At 63.2% G+C, this 14309-nt stretch carries 17 protein-coding genes and 1 pseudogene; 17 read left to right on the forward strand and 1 reads right to left on the reverse strand.

The window, feature by feature from the left end:
• From M4578_RS12335 to M4578_RS12345, 3 genes and pseudogenes are all read left to right on the forward strand, one after another.
• Positions 1 to 245, forward strand: a pseudogene (locus M4578_RS12335) (heavy metal translocating P-type ATPase); the annotation flags it as partial.
• Positions 242 to 943 carry a VIT1/CCC1 transporter family protein gene (locus M4578_RS12340; RefSeq protein WP_258093586.1) on the forward strand — a complete coding sequence of 234 codons (702 nt, stop codon included), beginning with the start codon at positions 242 to 244 and terminating at the stop codon, positions 941 to 943. The pseudogene M4578_RS12335 and the gene M4578_RS12340, both read left to right, overlap by 4 nt.
• Positions 944 to 948: 5 nt before the next feature.
• Entirely contained in the window at positions 949 to 1239 is a 291-nt protein-coding gene (locus M4578_RS12345; protein WP_009503882.1) for a hypothetical protein, read from the forward strand.
• A gap of 28 nt (positions 1240 to 1267) precedes the next feature.
• On the opposite strand, the gene M4578_RS12350 is transcribed toward M4578_RS12345, so the two are convergent.
• Positions 1268 to 1561, reverse strand: a complete 294-nt coding sequence (locus M4578_RS12350; RefSeq protein ID WP_009503883.1) for a hypothetical protein — start codon at positions 1559 to 1561, stop codon at positions 1268 to 1270.
• 352 nt (positions 1562 to 1913) lie between these two features.
• Between M4578_RS12350 and M4578_RS12355 the strand changes: the two genes are divergently transcribed.
• From M4578_RS12355 to M4578_RS12420, 14 genes are all read left to right on the forward strand, one after another.
• Positions 1914 to 2384: a hypothetical protein gene (locus M4578_RS12355; protein ID WP_258093587.1), complete on the forward strand. Its 471-nt coding sequence runs from the start codon at positions 1914 to 1916 to the stop codon at positions 2382 to 2384.
• A gap of 41 nt (positions 2385 to 2425) precedes the next feature.
• Positions 2426 to 3364: an ArdC family protein gene (locus M4578_RS12360; protein WP_258093588.1), complete on the forward strand. Its 939-nt coding sequence runs from the start codon at positions 2426 to 2428 to the stop codon at positions 3362 to 3364.
• Between the two features lie 23 nt (positions 3365 to 3387).
• Positions 3388 to 3597, forward strand: a complete 210-nt coding sequence (locus tag M4578_RS12365) for a DUF6330 family protein (RefSeq protein WP_012187359.1) — start codon at positions 3388 to 3390, stop codon at positions 3595 to 3597.
• 87 nt (positions 3598 to 3684) lie between these two features.
• Complete coding sequence (locus M4578_RS12370; RefSeq protein WP_258093589.1) at positions 3685 to 4074, forward strand: DUF3768 domain-containing protein; 390 nt, start codon at positions 3685 to 3687, stop codon at positions 4072 to 4074.
• A 154-nt stretch (positions 4075 to 4228) separates the two neighbouring features.
• Positions 4229 to 6211, forward strand: a complete 1983-nt coding sequence (locus M4578_RS12375) for a ParB/RepB/Spo0J family partition protein (RefSeq protein ID WP_258093590.1) — start codon at positions 4229 to 4231, stop codon at positions 6209 to 6211.
• Positions 6212 to 6285: 74 nt separating this feature from the next.
• Positions 6286 to 6879 (forward strand): regulator, encoded by a 594-nt coding sequence (locus M4578_RS12380; RefSeq protein WP_258093591.1) that lies wholly within the window; start codon positions 6286 to 6288, stop codon positions 6877 to 6879.
• A complete protein-coding gene (locus tag M4578_RS12385; protein WP_050532721.1) occupies positions 6879 to 7532 on the forward strand; it encodes a DUF6927 domain-containing protein in 654 nt (217 codons plus the stop codon). Before M4578_RS12380 ends, M4578_RS12385 begins: the two co-directional genes overlap by 1 nt.
• 126 nt (positions 7533 to 7658) lie before the next feature.
• A complete protein-coding gene (locus M4578_RS12390; RefSeq protein ID WP_005668772.1) occupies positions 7659 to 7985 on the forward strand; it encodes a type II toxin-antitoxin system PrlF family antitoxin in 327 nt (108 codons plus the stop codon).
• Positions 7982 to 8500, forward strand: coding sequence for a type II toxin-antitoxin system YhaV family toxin (locus M4578_RS12395; RefSeq protein ID WP_258093592.1), 519 nt, complete (start codon positions 7982 to 7984; stop codon positions 8498 to 8500). Before M4578_RS12390 ends, M4578_RS12395 begins: the two co-directional genes overlap by 4 nt.
• Before the next feature lie 93 nt (positions 8501 to 8593).
• Positions 8594 to 8758 (forward strand): hypothetical protein, encoded by a 165-nt coding sequence (locus M4578_RS12400; protein ID WP_009820263.1) that lies wholly within the window; start codon positions 8594 to 8596, stop codon positions 8756 to 8758.
• Positions 8748 to 8900, forward strand: coding sequence for an antitoxin PaaA2 family protein (locus M4578_RS12405; RefSeq protein WP_009820264.1), 153 nt, complete (start codon positions 8748 to 8750; stop codon positions 8898 to 8900). Before M4578_RS12400 ends, M4578_RS12405 begins: the two co-directional genes overlap by 11 nt.
• Before the next feature lie 101 nt (positions 8901 to 9001).
• On the forward strand, positions 9002 to 13264 hold the full coding sequence (locus tag M4578_RS12410; protein WP_258093593.1) for a strawberry notch-like NTP hydrolase domain-containing protein: 4263 nt from the start codon (positions 9002 to 9004) through the stop codon (positions 13262 to 13264).
• A 121-nt stretch (positions 13265 to 13385) separates the two neighbouring features.
• Entirely contained in the window at positions 13386 to 13772 is a 387-nt protein-coding gene (locus M4578_RS12415; protein WP_009807534.1) for a DUF6878 family protein, read from the forward strand.
• 1 nt (position 13773) lies between these two features.
• Entirely contained in the window at positions 13774 to 14235 is a 462-nt protein-coding gene (locus M4578_RS12420; RefSeq protein ID WP_258093594.1) for a DUF6915 family protein, read from the forward strand.
• Positions 14236 to 14309: the final 74 nt, after the last annotated feature.

A 14309-nucleotide genomic window follows, 5' to 3' on the forward strand; every position in this document is an offset into this window, starting at 1 on the left:
CCTCGCGGCGGATAGCGGTCGAAAGCGTTGTCGCCGGGATCGGCCTGTCTGTCATGGGCATGATCGCGGCCGCTTTCGGCTACCTCACGCCGGTCCAGGGCGCGCTCCTGCAAGAAGTGATCGACGTTGCCGTGATCCTGAACGCCCTGCGCGCGCTGCGCATCGCGCCGCAGGAGCCAGCTACGGGCAAACCACAGGCCATCACGTCAGAGCAAGGTGACATCGTTCAAGGAGCCACGCCATGAGCCGTCTATCACATTCTGAAATCCATATGGTGCATCGCATCGGCTGGTTGCGGGCCGCCGTTCTCGGAGCCAACGATGGTCTTGTCTCGACCGCGAGCCTCGTCGTCGGCGTCGCGGCCGCAGGCTCCGGCAAGCCCGAGGTCATGATCGCCGGGCTGGCCGGGCTTATGGCTGGTGCGATGTCGATGGCGGCGGGGGAGTATGTCTCGGTCAGCTCGCAAACTGACGCCGAACAGGCGGACCTCGCCCGAGAGAGCCGTGAACTCGAGGAAACGCCCGAGGCCGAGCTCGAGGAACTAACCCTGATTTATGTTGAAAGGGGGCTGGACGGCGACCTGGCGAAAAAGGTTGCCGTGCAACTGACTGAACGCGACGCGCTCGGATCGCATGCGCGCGACGAGCTCGGCATTTCGGAAACCTTTACCGCCCGCCCTATCCAGGCGGCTCTGGTGTCCGCACTGACCTTCGCCGTTGGGGCGGTGCTGCCCCTGATCGTCGTGCTGCTGGTCTCGGAGGCGCAGATCGCTCCCCTGGTGGCGGGATCGACGATCCTTGGCCTTGCGGTTCTTGGCGGATTGGGCGCTTCGGCCGGCGGCGCAGGCGTCGTCCGTGGGGCCACGCGGGTCACGCTATGGGGAGCGCTTGCAATGGCGGCGACAGCCGGGGTCGGTGCGCTGTTCGGGGTCGCCGTAGGCTAGAGTCAATGGGGTGTACCCGAACCCCGCTCCGGCTGCTTGTTGCGGCAACGCTCGTCAACATCGTGCTGATCATCGAGGTGCCACAGATCGAGTCGCAGCGCGTGGGGTCAGAAACCCATGTCCGCAAATGGGTCATGCTGGACGAGATCAACACCGATATTCTGGAGCGGTCCTATGTCTGGGAGGACCGCACGCCCATCGGCACGTTCAGTTCCGTCTTCACATCCAAAATCCAGTCCAGCCTGATCGCGCTTGCCAGGTCGGGCGGGGCATCGATTGTTGATCGGCTGAAGTAGTCTCAATCACCGCAGGGGCTACCCAGCTTCATTTGTTCCCATCGATCCATTTTGACATCAGCCCCTTGTCGCGGAAACACTCATCCGGGACGGCGCGGCGTTTGATCCGGGCGAGACGCTCGGCGAAGGCGACCTGCTTCGATGTCGGGCGGCTGTCCTGCGCGCCCGGGTTCAACTTGGCTTGTGCGTCGATCCAGGCGCTCAGGGACCGCCGATCTTGCTGAACCTCCCACGGCAAAAGCGTCTGGGTGCGCAAGGCCAGCGCGCGCGCATAGGCGATCTGCTTGGGCGTCGCGGGCAGGGCGTAAGTGGTGCTTTCCATCGGGGATCTCCCTTCTTAGCGTGGTTCTTAAAATAGAACATAACAGGAACAAAATCAAGCCACCTGCGGAAATCATGGGGTTTGAGAGGAAGAGGAGGGCCGGGGGAGGTCAGGCCTGAGGATGCCCGAAAGAGGGTGTCCGGGCCTGATCCTGTTCCTCATTGGGGTCTGATGCCGGAAAGTGCAGGATTCTGCGTTCTCATGAGCTTCGCATTTAACAATCTCCGGCATCAGATCCCTAAAGAGTGAAAGTGTCCTTCGGGTTTTGTGACTGATGGATGAGGGCCTTCGGGGTCCCTCAGATGGGTCCGGGCCGGGTTCCGGTCTGCCGTTCCTGATGAAGGGCATTCCCATGCAAACAGGTGTCTTGCGCGTGTTACGCGCGACCGCCGCCTCGTGGTGGCGGCACAAGGAACTACGCCGAACCGGCCAGACGGGCCAGGCACTGCAGCTCGAGCGTGAGACCGTCCTGCGTGATCTCGGCTATCTGAAGCAGGCGGCGCCATTGCCAAACGCGCACGTGATCTGCGGGGAGGGTGGGACATTCCTCCATCTCGGTTGGACCACCGTTTCGACCTTCGCGCCGATCGAGCGCTTTCCCTTGGCCACTCTTGCGGTCGCACGAGGGACGCCCTTCATCGATATCCGACCCGTCACCGATGTCATTGCCTTCGCGAGACTGCCGCGGGTGGCGCGGGACGGATCGGTCGACCCTGATCCTTGCGGTTCTGGCAGATCCGTCTCGCTGACCGCCTACATCGACATGGTCGAAGCCCTCGGTGCCAGGATCGCCAACGATCCGCGCCCCTGTCGGTCAACCTAGTCACCACTCCCTCTCACCAAAACTCGAAAAGGAGGCCAACCATGGCCCGATCCCGTACGCCCAAATTCGATGCCTCAGAGGTCATCACAAACGAAATCATCCGCATCATCGAGCGCGGCGTCCTGCCGTGGCGCAAGCCCTGGACCGCAGGTGGCAGCTCTCGTCCCCTGCGCGTGGGCGGAGAACCCTACCAGGGAGTGAACAACTTCCTGCTGACGATGCGGACCGTGATGGCGGGCCACAGCTCTCCCTTCTGGATGACGCTGCCGCAGGCCAATGCGTTGGACGCAAAGGTCCGCAAGGGCGAGAAGTCCTCTGTCGTCGTTTACTACGGTCAAAGCCGGAGAGACGCCGGCGATGAGCATGTTCACAGCGACGGGGATGATCACTCCGAGGAAGCCCGTATCTTCCGCTTCCAGAAATCCTACCGCGTGTTCAATGCCTGTCAGATCGAGGGCTTGCCCAAGAGCTTCTATCCGGACCCCGAGCCAGCGCCTGAACATCCGCCGTCCGAGCCCATCCCGCATATGCAGACGTTTTTCGATGCCATCGACATCACGACCGTCTTCACGGGCACGGAAGCCTACTACCTGCCGCCGGTGGACAAGGTCTACATGCCATCGATTACGCGGTTTCAGGACCCGCGCAATTTCTACGGGGTCTGGGCCCATGAGCTGGCCCATGCCACGAAGGCCCCCCATCGACTGAACCGTGATTTCGGGCTCTCGAAATTCGGCAATACCTCCTACGCGCGCGAGGAGATCGTCGCAGAACTGACCTCGGTGTTCCTGGGACAAACGCTCGGCTTCACGGCCCATACGCTCGAGATGAATGCCGCCTATCTCCACAACTGGTTGCGCGTTCTTCGGTCGGACAAGGGTGCGATCTTCAAGCACGCCGCGGATGCGCAGCGCGCCTGTGATTACCTGATCGCACGGTCAGAGGCGGGCAGGGCAGGGCGCAGCGCCGAGGCTGCTTGACCATACGGAGAACGGAGACTCGCATGTCACGTAAAGAACCCAAGACGCTGCGGGTGGCCTGCTTCAACGACGGCCGCCGCAAGATCATCTCCTTCAAACGCGGTGCCTATTGGTGGAGCGCGTCTGAGGGCGCGTATCCGCTCTCGGCAGCGCTCGAGAGCATCACGGACCAGGGCGGCTGGATCGAAACCATCCCCAACCCGAATTACAGACCCAAGGGGCTGTTCGGGTAGGGCACCTTCTGCTTCGGTCCTTCCGCCAAGCGGAAAAGAAAAAGCTGGCTTTGGGAAGGGTGTTTCAACTTCTCAAAGGAGATCCCTATGTCCATGATCGTTCAACCCCAGCCAGACCGTCCAGATCCGACCGTGATCGCGGCGCAGAACGACGCGTTTCGCAAGCTCGCCTGCCTCGGTGTGCCGCCCGCGCAGCCCATCCAAGGCCGCATGCATGTGACCCGCTCGCTTATGGAGGCCGGTGACGGCTTCATGGCCGAGGCGGTGAAGGCCACGGGCATGTTCGAGACCTTCGAGCCCGAGAACGATCCCGAAGGATGGCACGATTTCGGGGCGGTCGAGGTCCGCGGCGAGACCGTGTTCTGGAAAATCGATCTCTACGAGGCGGATTCGGATTTCCGCTATGGTGCCGAGGCCCCGGACAATCCCGCCACCACCGTGCGCGTGCTGACCATAATGCTGGCGCGCGACTGGTAGGGCAGGGGTTAGCCTCAATACCCACACAACCGACACGGAAGGCCCGCTGCCCCTCAAAGGGAGAGTGGGCCTTTTGTCGTGGTGATCCCTGAAGCCGGGGATTGGTCACGCCCGCGCGCGCGGGCCACAGCTCACCCATCTGGAAGGATATCCCATGACCACAAGCTTTGCCCCCCTCACCGTCGCCATCGGCGATCTTGTCGCCCACCCCGCCAATGTGCGCAGCAACGCACCGGAAACCTATGACCCCGAGAACATCGCGCATCTCAAGGCCAGCATCGCTGTACTGGGCCTCCTGCAACCACTCCTCGTCCAGAAGCTCGACGGCAAATACGCCGTGCTGGCGGGCGGGCGTCGTCACGCCGCGCTGAAGGAGCTGATCGCCGACAAGGCCACCAAGGGGTTCACGGCGAAAACCAAGGTCGACTGCCGCCTTGTCCCTGAGGACTGCGACGTCACCACGGCTCTGTCGCTCGCCGAGAACATCACGCAAGCGCCGATGAATGCCATCGACGAATTCGAGGCCTTCGCGCGGATGATGGAGGTCGACGGCCAGACGCCCGAGACCATCGCAAAGACCTTCGGCACCACGGTCGCTGCCGTGAAGGGGCGTCTGCGCTATGGCCTGATCCACCCCGACATTCGCGCGGCGGCCCGGGCCAAGACGATCACGCTCGACACGATGAAGGCCTTTGCCGAGCATCCGAGCCAGGAGGTGCAGCGCGAGGTCTTCGAGGCGCTCACGAAAGACGGCGGCTATTTGCAGGCCTATACCGTGCGGCAGACGCTCAAATCCCGCGGTGTGCAGGTCAGCGATGATATCGGGGCCTTCGTGCGCGCGGACTACGAGGCCCGCGGCGGCGCCGTCGCGGCTGACCTTCTGGAAGAGCATTCCGTGCTGGAGGATGCAGCGCTGGTCGAGACCATCTTGCTCGAGAAGCTCGGTGCTGCTGCCGAAGAGGCCCGCATAAAGCTGGGCTTTGCCTGGGCCGATGCGATGGTCCGCTATGATTACGCGACCATGGCCGACTACGGCCGCGTTTATCCCGGCCAGATCGAGCCTGATGAGGCTGCGCAAAAGCGCATCGATGAGATCACCGCCGAACTCGAGAAACTGCAGCTCGAGATGGAGGATGAGGGGCTCGAAGACGACGCTTACAATGCGCTCTACGACCGGGTGGACGCTCTGGAAGAGGAAGCCCGCGATCTGCAGGAGGCCTACAGCGCCGAGGATCTCGCCCGTGCAGGCGTGATTGCGTCTTGGTCGAACGGGCAGATCACGCTCCATGTGGGCCTCGTCCGTCCGGAGGACATCGTGAAAGAAGAGGGCGCGCCCAGTTCCTCGACCAACTCCACCGGAGAGGAGGCCCCCGACGCTGGTGAAATCACCTACCCGGCGTCGCTGGCTGAGGATCTCAAGACCGAGCGGGCCATGGCCCTTGGCGCCGCGATGGCGCTGCATCCCGAGGCCACGCTCGATCTGACGCTCTTCAAGCTGGTGAGCGACGTCCTGGGCACCGGCATGAGTGTTACGCAGGCGATCAAGATCGAGGCCCGCAAGGAATACCGCAGCCACGCCAAGATGGACGAGATCGACGAGACCTCGCTTGAGCAGGTGGCGGCGGTCCACGATGCGCTCGACCTCTCGTGGCTCGATGACGCCCGGTCTCCCGCCGATCAGTTCGCGGCCTTTCGCGCGCTCGATGCGGGTGAGAAGGCCAAGCTCGTCGCCTATGCCACGGCCAGCACCACGCAGTCCTGCTTCGCGCGGGACCGGCAGCGCGACAGCCTGATGCATGACTTCGAGATCGAGATCATGCCCGACATTCGCGCCCACTGGACGCCGAACGCGGCGCTGTTCAATCGCTTCAAGAAGGCCTGGCTCCTGAAGATCCTCGGCGAGGAACTGGGTCTGGCCCAGGAGGCGGTGACGCTGGCCTCATCGAGCAAGAAGGAAATCGTCGCCTTCTGCGACAAGCTCTTTGCAGAGCCCTTCGCCACGCTGACGGATGCGCAGCGCGCTGCCGTGGCCGCCTGGTGCCCGCCGATGATGCAGACCGCAGGTGTCGCCTGCGATGATGCAGAGCCCAATGCGGAAACCCTCGAGCCTGACAGCGAGGTCGCGCAGGCGGCCTGAGTCCTCACGCGACCCGCGCAAGCCCTCTCGCCCGCGCGGGTCTATCTTCTCATACCCAACGGAAAGACATCCCCATGGCTATTCTCAAGTTCTCCGCCTCCGCCGTGGCGGCGCAGATCGCTCATGCGCGCGCCTGCAAAACCTTCCTGCCCAACTGGAACGGGCCCGTGGACAGGCCGGCCCTGATCCTCATCGTCGGCAATGGTGTGCATCTGCGCTCAAACGGCATCGATGGTACGACCACCCGTATCGTCACGACCGAGCAGGCCGATCCCTCCTTCGCCTTCGCCGAGGGCATGAACCCGTTTTGGGACAGCGACTGGATGGCGCAGCGCCGCATGGCGTTCCGTGATATGACCGGCCAGTTCTACACCGACATCTTGGATGACGTGCAGGTGCTCATCGATCGGGGGCAGGGGGCGATCCGGCTCGCCACCGATGGCCACAGCATCCGCGTCTTCGTGCGCCGAGCGTCGGACTATCTCATCGGCGGGACCTACGAGGTGCCCTCGGGCCTCGGCGGCACGTTCCGGGTCATCCTCAAGGATGCCTGCGATACCTTCGCGATCGTGCAGAACTGCGGCAATTGCGAGGATTTCGACGCCATGCAGCCCTACCGCGTGCCGCTCGATGCGCTGATGGAAATCGATGACCGGAGGGCGGCGTGATGGGTTGGCTCTTCTATACCGACGGCCGCGTCCAGACCTACGCGGATGAGAAAGCGGAGATTGCTCGGCTGTGCACCTTCGAGGGCGAAAGGCGCAAGACGGAACTGGTCAAAGCCTGCAAGGTGGGCTCCACCTGGTATGCGGCGGCAAGGGTCACCAATCTCGACGGCACCCAGGTCGAGGACACGACCTATGTGACCGATGCGGATGGGTCGATCACTTTTGGGGCTGTCTTCCTCACCCGATACGATGACGGCTGCTGGGGCTACAAGGACATGGAGGAAAGTGCGGGGCCGGTCGAATCCCGCGCGCCACTGAGCCTGTTGGCCCTGCTGTCCGAGCTGAAAGATCCGGACAGCTACGCTCATGCTTGGCGGCAGCGCTGTCAGAACTGGGCCGCGATTCCCGACTACGCCGAAGGCGACAAGATCAGGCTCGCAGCGCCTGTGATGCTCTCCGATGGCAGCACCTGCCAGATCGTCACAGCGACGCACTACAGGCGCGGGCGGCAAAAGCGCCGCTGTTATCGCATCGAGGAAACCGGCGCGCTCGTGCGCCTGTCGAAGGCCTCGCTTGCGGGCTCGGAGCTGCTCAGTTCCGCGAAAGGTGCGGCTAGCCCGGTGCTGGCGGAGTTCCTGGCGGGGCGAAATTAGGTCCTGCGCCGGACGGGTCATCGACCTGCCCGGCGACAGCAGATCCTGCGGCTTGTCTTGACATGGCAATGCAAATGCATTACCTAGCGCAAGCAGCAAAGACCCCCATTCTTTCAGGAGACTGCCATGACAGCCCTCGCACAAGATGTCTCGAAGCTCACGGATCGGTATCAGACGACCGTGCCGGCGGGTGTGCGCAAGCAGCTCAAGCTGGGCAAGGGCGACCAGATTCGTTACTGCACCGAGCCGAGTGGCAGGGTCTATATCGAGCCCGTGCGCAGCGACGAGGAAGATCCCGTGCTAGGAGCCTTTCTCGATTTTGTCGAGGCCGATATCAAGGCGCATCCGGACCGCATTCGGGCGTTCGATGGGGCTTTGCATGACCGTCTTGCAGCACTGGTCGGAGACGTTGACGTCGATCTCGATGCGCCGCTATCGCTCGAGGATGAATGAGCGGCGATAGCGTGCCCGCCCAAGCGCCCCTTGTCGTAAACGGATGGTCGATTTATGCGCATCCGCTCTTTCTGGATCAGCTCGAAGGGCTGATTGAAGAGGTCGAGGCGCGTAAGGCACGCGATCCTAAGACCTGGCGCAAGAAAAACCCGACGAAACGGCTGGCCGCCATCTTCAAGCTGGTCACCGAGGCCATACCGGTAGATCCGGGTGCCGCCGCCTTTCGGCAAGGCGGCACACTCGGCGATCACCGCAAGCACTGGTTCCGTGCGAAATTCTTCCAGCAGTATCGGCTGTTCTATCGGTTCAACAGCGATGCGAAGGTCATCGTGGTGGCCTGGGTGAACGACGACAAGACCCTGCGCGCCTACGGCAGCAAGACGGATGCCTATGCGACGTTCAAAGGTATGTTGGAAGATGGCAATCCGCCTGACAATTTCGACGCGCTCTTGAAAGAAGCTGCAGCGGCGGACAAGCGGTTCGAGAAATCCCTTGAAGCGGTGCCCGATCGGTAAGTGGGTCAGCTTGCTGTGACCCTTCGGCATTATCGTTTACGACGCCCCGCTGGAAGATGTAGCTCGGCTGATAATAGGGTCGGAGAAAGCACAATGGACGAAACGGAAAAGGATAGGCAGCACCTCGGGCTAGAGGAGCAATGCGCGCCTGACCTGACGGGGCACCGTTTCCCAATTGCTGTGCACGTTGCAGACATGCCCGATGACCTCGGCAAGCTGCTGGATATCGGGCTCGAGGAGCATTTCCGTGGCGGCTGATGTCAATTCGTATGACGCGTGGTTTCGCGCGAAGGTGCAGGCCGCGCTGGAGGAGGAATGCACGGGAACATCTCAAGTTCAGGTGATGCAGGCCGCACAGGCATTGATTGATGCGAAACGGGAGGTCGAACCCAAGTCCTGACCAAGCCTTGGAGGTCAGCGCGGTCTAACCCAGTCATCCTGAAAAGCGAAAGCGGGCTTTTTGTCCTTTGGAACTCAGACCCTGATCCAAAGGAAACCCCCATGACCAAGCCCAAACCGGCAAATCCGGCTCTCTCAATCTCCGACGCTAACCTCGCCTCTGCCATCGCGCAGATCGGCACGGAAATCGACAACCAGCCCCTGCGCAGTTCAGCGCTCGCGCGTATCATGCGCGAGACGTTCCATGGCAGTGATGCCGGCGGTGCCTGGGACTGGCGCATGGCATATGACCTGATGCAGGCCGCGGCTGTTCAGGTGCTGCTGCGTGGGGAAGGTGCTTCAGGTGACATCGCCGCTGCAAGGCTGCTTGCCTCGCGGCTCCTGACGGAAACCCGCCGCTCCGAGCAGCAGATCCGGCTGCAGCAGTTTTCCACGCCGCTGCCATTCGCGGCGCTGGTCTTGCGGGCCGCGGCGATCCGCAAGGGCGAGACCGTGCTGGAGCCGTCGGCGGGCACCGGTGCCCTGGCTGCTTTCGCCGCCCGGGCCGGTGCCACGCTTTTGCTCAACGAGATCGACCCCTTTCGTCAGCGCCTCCTGCGCGCGGCTTTCGGTGGCGAGGTGACGGGCCATGACGGTGAGCATATCGACGATCTGCTGCAGACGCCGGTTCTACCCGACGTCGTGGTGATGAACCCGCCCTTCGCCTCCTCGGTCGATCGCTCCCGAGACAAGCACATCGCCGCCAAGCATCTCATCGCGGCTGCAAAGCGTCTCGCGCCCGGCGGGCGACTTGTGGCGATCATGCCGCAGGGGTTCACGCCCGAACGCGATGCCGCGCATTGGTCCCGCGCCTGCGGTCTCCTGACGCCGCGCTTGGCATTGACGATGCCGGGGCAGGTCTACCGCAAGCTCGGCACCTCTGTGGAAACCCAGCTGATGGTCTTCGACAAGGTGCAGGAGGACGGCGAGATGATCCGCGCCAGCGTCAGCGACTTGGATGAAGCCTTTCCTTTTGTCGACGCCGTGGCCGCAACCCGGCCCGAGGCGCGCCCCGCCCAAATGGCAGCAGCGATCTCTCATGCTCGGCCGACAGGTTCATCATCTGTCTCGCGCAAGACCGCCTCTGCGCCTATCGCCGCCTCCAAAACCCCGACCAATACCGTTGTCCCGCTCAGTTTCACCAGCTTCTCTGTCCCGCGCGACAACACGCCTGTCTCGGACATCTATGCGCGCTACCGCCCGCAGCGGATCGAGATCGCGGGCGCACAGGAACATCCCACGCCGCTGGTGGAAAGCATCGCCATGGCCTCGGTCGCGCCACCCGTGCCTACAGGCGGGGCCAGTGCGGAATTGCGCCTGCCCGCGCGACTGATCGAGGAGGGACATCTCTCTGAGGCGCAGCTCGAGACCATCATCATGGCGCATGATGCCCATGGGCGTGATCTGCCCGGTCGGTTTACCATCGATGACGACCAGACCAAGCTGACGCGCGCCGATGATGACCCGGAAGCACGTGCCTATCGCCTTGGCTATTTCCTCGGCGACGGCACCGGTTGCGGCAAGGGCCGCGAATGCGCAGGGCTCATTCTCGTGAACTGGCTTTCCGGGCGCAGGAAGGCGATCTGGGTCTCCAAATCCGCCACGCTCATCGAGGACGCCATCCGCGACTGGACCGATCTCGGCGGCTCGCCAGCCGACATCCAGCCGCTCTCCAAATGGAAACCGGACCAGCCCGTCCCGATGGGCGACGGCATCCTCTTTGTCACCTACGCCACGCTGCGGTCCGCGGGCAAATGCGGCACCACGCGACTGAGCCAGATCCTCGACTGGATGGGCGAGGGGTTCGACGGCGTGCTGGCTTTTGATGAGGCCCATGCCATGCAGAATGCGGCGGGGTCCGAGCAGGGCAGGGGGGTCAAACCCTCCCAGCAGGGCCTTGCTGGTTTGCGGCTGCAAATTGCGGCACCGCGCGCGCGGGTGTTCTACATCTCCGCCACGGGAGCGACGAGCGTGCACAATCTCGCCTATGCCGCGCGTCTCGGTCTCTGGGGGCAGGGGCCCGAATACCCCTTCCCGAGCCGCGAGAGTTTCGTCTCGGCCATGGAGGCGGGCGGTGTCGCCGCCATGGAGGTGGTCGCACGCGATCTCAAGACGCTCGGTCTCTACACGGCCCGTGCTCTCAGCTTCGATGGCGTGGAATATGATGTGCTCGAACACGCGCTGACCCCGGCTCAGATCGAGATCTACGACGCCTATGCAGGTGCGTTTCGGACGATCCACCACAATCTCGAGGCGGCACTGACCGCGACTGGCGTCAATGACGCCTCGGGGGAGACCAATGCCTCGGCCGCACAGGCTTCGGCCAAGTCCCGCTTCGAGAGCACGAAGCAGCGCTTCTTCAACCATCTCCTGATGGGCATGAAGGCGCCGACCATCATCCGCGCCATCAAGGACGATCTGGCGGCGGGCAATGCTTGCGTCATCCAGGTGGTCTCAACGGGTGAGAGCCTGCTGAAACGTCGGCTTGAGACGATGGACGCGGGAGACGAGCTCGTCGAGGGTGCCTTGACGCCGCGCGATTACGTTCTGGGCTACCTCGAACAGGCCTTCCCGATTCATGCGCAAAAGCTGGTCGAGATCGACGGCAATATGGTGGCGGAACCCTTGCGGGATGAGACCGGCGCACTGGTTGTCTCGCGCGAGGCGCTCGCTCTGCGCGATGCGGCCATGATGGAGTTGATGACGCTGGCGCCGATCCCCTCGGTGCTCGATCAGATCCTCTGGGTCTTTGGCGACGAGGCCGTCGCTGAAGTGACGGGCCGATCTATTCGGCCCCTCAAGGCCGAGGATGGTCATCTCTTCATCGAAAAGCGCGCCGCCAGCAGCAATTCCTCCGAGACCCAAGCCTTCATGGACGGCGAAAAGGATATCCTGATCTTCTCCGATGCAGGCGGCACGGGCCGCTCCTATCACGCGGCGCAAACGGCCAAGAACCAGAAGCGGCGGCGGCATTATCTGCTGGAGCCCGGCTGGCGCGCCGATGCGGCCATCCAGGGACTGGGCCGCACGCATCGCTCGGCCCAGGTCAGCGCGCCCTTCTTTCGGGTCTGCACATCCGATGTGCATGGCGAGAAGCGCTTCACCTCGACGATCGCCAAACGCCTCGACCAGCTGGGGGCGCTCACCAAGGGCCAGCGCGAGACCGGCTCGCAGGGCATGTTCCGCGAGGAGGACAATCTCGAAAGCCCGATCGCGCGGGCGGCTTTGCGAGGATATTTCGCCGATCTCGCCGCCGGGCGCGCCGAGGCGATGAGCTACGAGAGCTTCACCGATTGGACAGCCCTGCGGCTGATCGACAAGGACGGTGTGCTGCTCGAAGAGCTTCCCCCGATCCAGCGGTTTCTGAATCGGGTGCTTGCCCTTCCCATCCACATGCAGAACGCACTCTTTGCGGAGTTCATGGCGAGAATATCCGATCAGACTGAGCGGGCGCGCGCGGCGGGCACGCTCGATCTCGGTGTGGAAACCCTGCGTGGCGAAAAGATCGAACAGGTCTCCGCCGAGGATCTCTGGACCTGCCCGAAATCCGGCGCGGTGACGCGGATCATCGGGCTCGAGGTGACCGACCCAGTCTATATCCGGGGCGCCGACGAGGCCATGTCGCGCAATCCCGACAAGCTGCCGATGGTCAATCGCGCCTCCGGTCGCGCGGCGCTCATCTCGGCACGTCCGATGCAGATGTATGACGAGGACATTGTCATGCTGATGCGCAAGGCGGCGCGGCCCAACGGGTCGAGCTACCTCGAGGAAACGCGGTTCGCGTCCTCGGCCTGGGAAGAGATCGGCAGGCCCGAGTTTGCAGGGCTTTGGGATGCCGAGGCTGCGTCCCTGCCAAAAACCACCACGACCAAGCTCTACCTGCTAACTGGGCTGCTGCTGCCGATCTGGAAGGACATCCCGACCACCAACGAGCGAATCTATCGCGTCACGCCGGACGGGGCGACCGCCATGATCGGGCGCACGCTGAGCGAGGAAGGTGCGGCCGCGCTGCGCGCCCGCTTCCTCGTCTCCAACCCGCAAACGCCACAGGAGATGCTTACCGCTGCGCTCGGCACCACCGTACCTGTCGATCTGGGCCGGGGTCTCACCCTGACCCGTCGCCGGGTCGCAGGCGAGATGCGCCTCGAGCTTGGCGGTCACGACAGGGGCATGATCGAAAGCCTCAAGGCCCTCGGCTGCTTCACCGAGATCATCGCCTTCCAGCTGCGGGTGTTCCTACCGCATGGGGACGGGGTCGATACATTGGGCATTCTGGCACGGATCGTGGGGCAGGGAACCAGCAAGGCGGCAGACCAAGCCGCCTGAAAAGCCAAAGCGGGCTTTGGGTCGGGCGTCGCGGATCGGGGTTTGGCCGGTCTGCGCTTTCCGGGCGCGCGCTAACCAATGCGACGCCTGGCCCCCCAACTTCTGACAAGAGGACAGACCCATGACCAATCCCCAGATCGACTATGCCGCAATGGCGGCTCAGTGGCGCGCCGAGCGCGAAACCACCTTGAAGGCGTCCCGAGCGGAACTGATCGCGCAATTGCGCGCGCTTGGCATCAACGAGGTCACCGCCGAATACGAAGGCTATGGCGACTCTGGCAATGTCGAGGACGTGAATGTGCAGCCTGCGGAGGTCAAACTGCCGGAAGCGCTTGTCACCGCCGTGGGCGATTTCGCCTGGTCACTCGCCTATCACCATCACCCAGGGTTCGAGAACAACGAGGGCGGCTACGGCACGCTGACCTGGGACTTGCGCAACGACAGCATCACGCTCGATCATGCGGACCGCTACGTTGAATGCTCGCACAGCTATGACGAAGGACTGTGAGATGGCCCATCCGCTTCATCATGCTGAAAGCTCCGCCCGGAAATTCGGCGGGGTGCCGTCCGACTATCAGTCCATACATAACTGGTTCGATGCCTCGAAAGAGCACCTCGCGCTCTTCACGCACCGGGCCTTGCGTCACCATGCCCAAGGCCTGTTCGAGGCCGAACGTGTCTTCGGCCTGTCTTTGACAAATAGCGCAGGTCGGGACATCCCCGTGCGCTGGATCGGCGAGCAGCATGTCCGCGAAGATTGCCAGGGCCGTATCCCGAGCATGGCGGACTGGCTGCGGCGGATCCAGCCCGAGCCATGGATGGCCAATGGCCACATCGACCGGCATTCCGGCGATGAGCCCTGCGGCGACCCAAGGGCCGCCTGGGCATCTGAAGTCGCCGCCGGTAGAACGGTTCTTGGTTTGAAGGATTGGATGGCTGCGCGCGCGACACAAGCCACGCAAGGTGCCTGACAGCCTCGACCGTTTGCCAAACAAATGCTGCAGTGAAGCCCGGTTTGACGACCGGGCTTCCTGCGTAGTTTCCC

The sequence above is a fragment of the Salipiger pentaromativorans genome (assembly GCF_024721115.1).
Classification (GTDB): Bacteria; Pseudomonadota; Alphaproteobacteria; order Rhodobacterales; family Rhodobacteraceae; genus Salipiger; species Salipiger pentaromativorans.

What these genes read in the sequence shown, in the direction of transcription:
- M4578_RS12340 (WP_258093586.1), top strand. Translation starts at nt 242, where the DNA reads ATGAGCCGTCTATCACATTCTGAAATCCATATGGTGCATCGCATCGGC.
- M4578_RS12345 (WP_009503882.1), top strand. Translation starts at nt 949, where the DNA reads ATGGGGTGTACCCGAACCCCGCTCCGGCTGCTTGTTGCGGCAACGCTC.
- M4578_RS12350 (WP_009503883.1), bottom strand. Translation starts at nt 1,561, where the DNA reads ATGGAAAGCACCACTTACGCCCTGCCCGCGACGCCCAAGCAGATCGCC.
- M4578_RS12355 (WP_258093587.1), top strand. Translation starts at nt 1,914, where the DNA reads ATGCAAACAGGTGTCTTGCGCGTGTTACGCGCGACCGCCGCCTCGTGG.
- M4578_RS12360 (WP_258093588.1), top strand. Translation starts at nt 2,426, where the DNA reads ATGGCCCGATCCCGTACGCCCAAATTCGATGCCTCAGAGGTCATCACA.
- M4578_RS12365 (WP_012187359.1), top strand. Translation starts at nt 3,388, where the DNA reads ATGTCACGTAAAGAACCCAAGACGCTGCGGGTGGCCTGCTTCAACGAC.
- M4578_RS12370 (WP_258093589.1), top strand. Translation starts at nt 3,685, where the DNA reads ATGTCCATGATCGTTCAACCCCAGCCAGACCGTCCAGATCCGACCGTG.
- M4578_RS12375 (WP_258093590.1), top strand. Translation starts at nt 4,229, where the DNA reads ATGACCACAAGCTTTGCCCCCCTCACCGTCGCCATCGGCGATCTTGTC.
- M4578_RS12380 (WP_258093591.1), top strand. Translation starts at nt 6,286, where the DNA reads ATGGCTATTCTCAAGTTCTCCGCCTCCGCCGTGGCGGCGCAGATCGCT.
- M4578_RS12385 (WP_050532721.1), top strand. Translation starts at nt 6,879, where the DNA reads ATGGGTTGGCTCTTCTATACCGACGGCCGCGTCCAGACCTACGCGGAT.
- M4578_RS12390 (WP_005668772.1), top strand. Translation starts at nt 7,659, where the DNA reads ATGACAGCCCTCGCACAAGATGTCTCGAAGCTCACGGATCGGTATCAG.
- M4578_RS12395 (WP_258093592.1), top strand. Translation starts at nt 7,982, where the DNA reads ATGAGCGGCGATAGCGTGCCCGCCCAAGCGCCCCTTGTCGTAAACGGA.
- M4578_RS12400 (WP_009820263.1), top strand. Translation starts at nt 8,594, where the DNA reads ATGGACGAAACGGAAAAGGATAGGCAGCACCTCGGGCTAGAGGAGCAA.
- M4578_RS12410 (WP_258093593.1), top strand. Translation starts at nt 9,002, where the DNA reads ATGACCAAGCCCAAACCGGCAAATCCGGCTCTCTCAATCTCCGACGCT.
- M4578_RS12415 (WP_009807534.1), top strand. Translation starts at nt 13,386, where the DNA reads ATGACCAATCCCCAGATCGACTATGCCGCAATGGCGGCTCAGTGGCGC.
- M4578_RS12420 (WP_258093594.1), top strand. Translation starts at nt 13,774, where the DNA reads ATGGCCCATCCGCTTCATCATGCTGAAAGCTCCGCCCGGAAATTCGGC.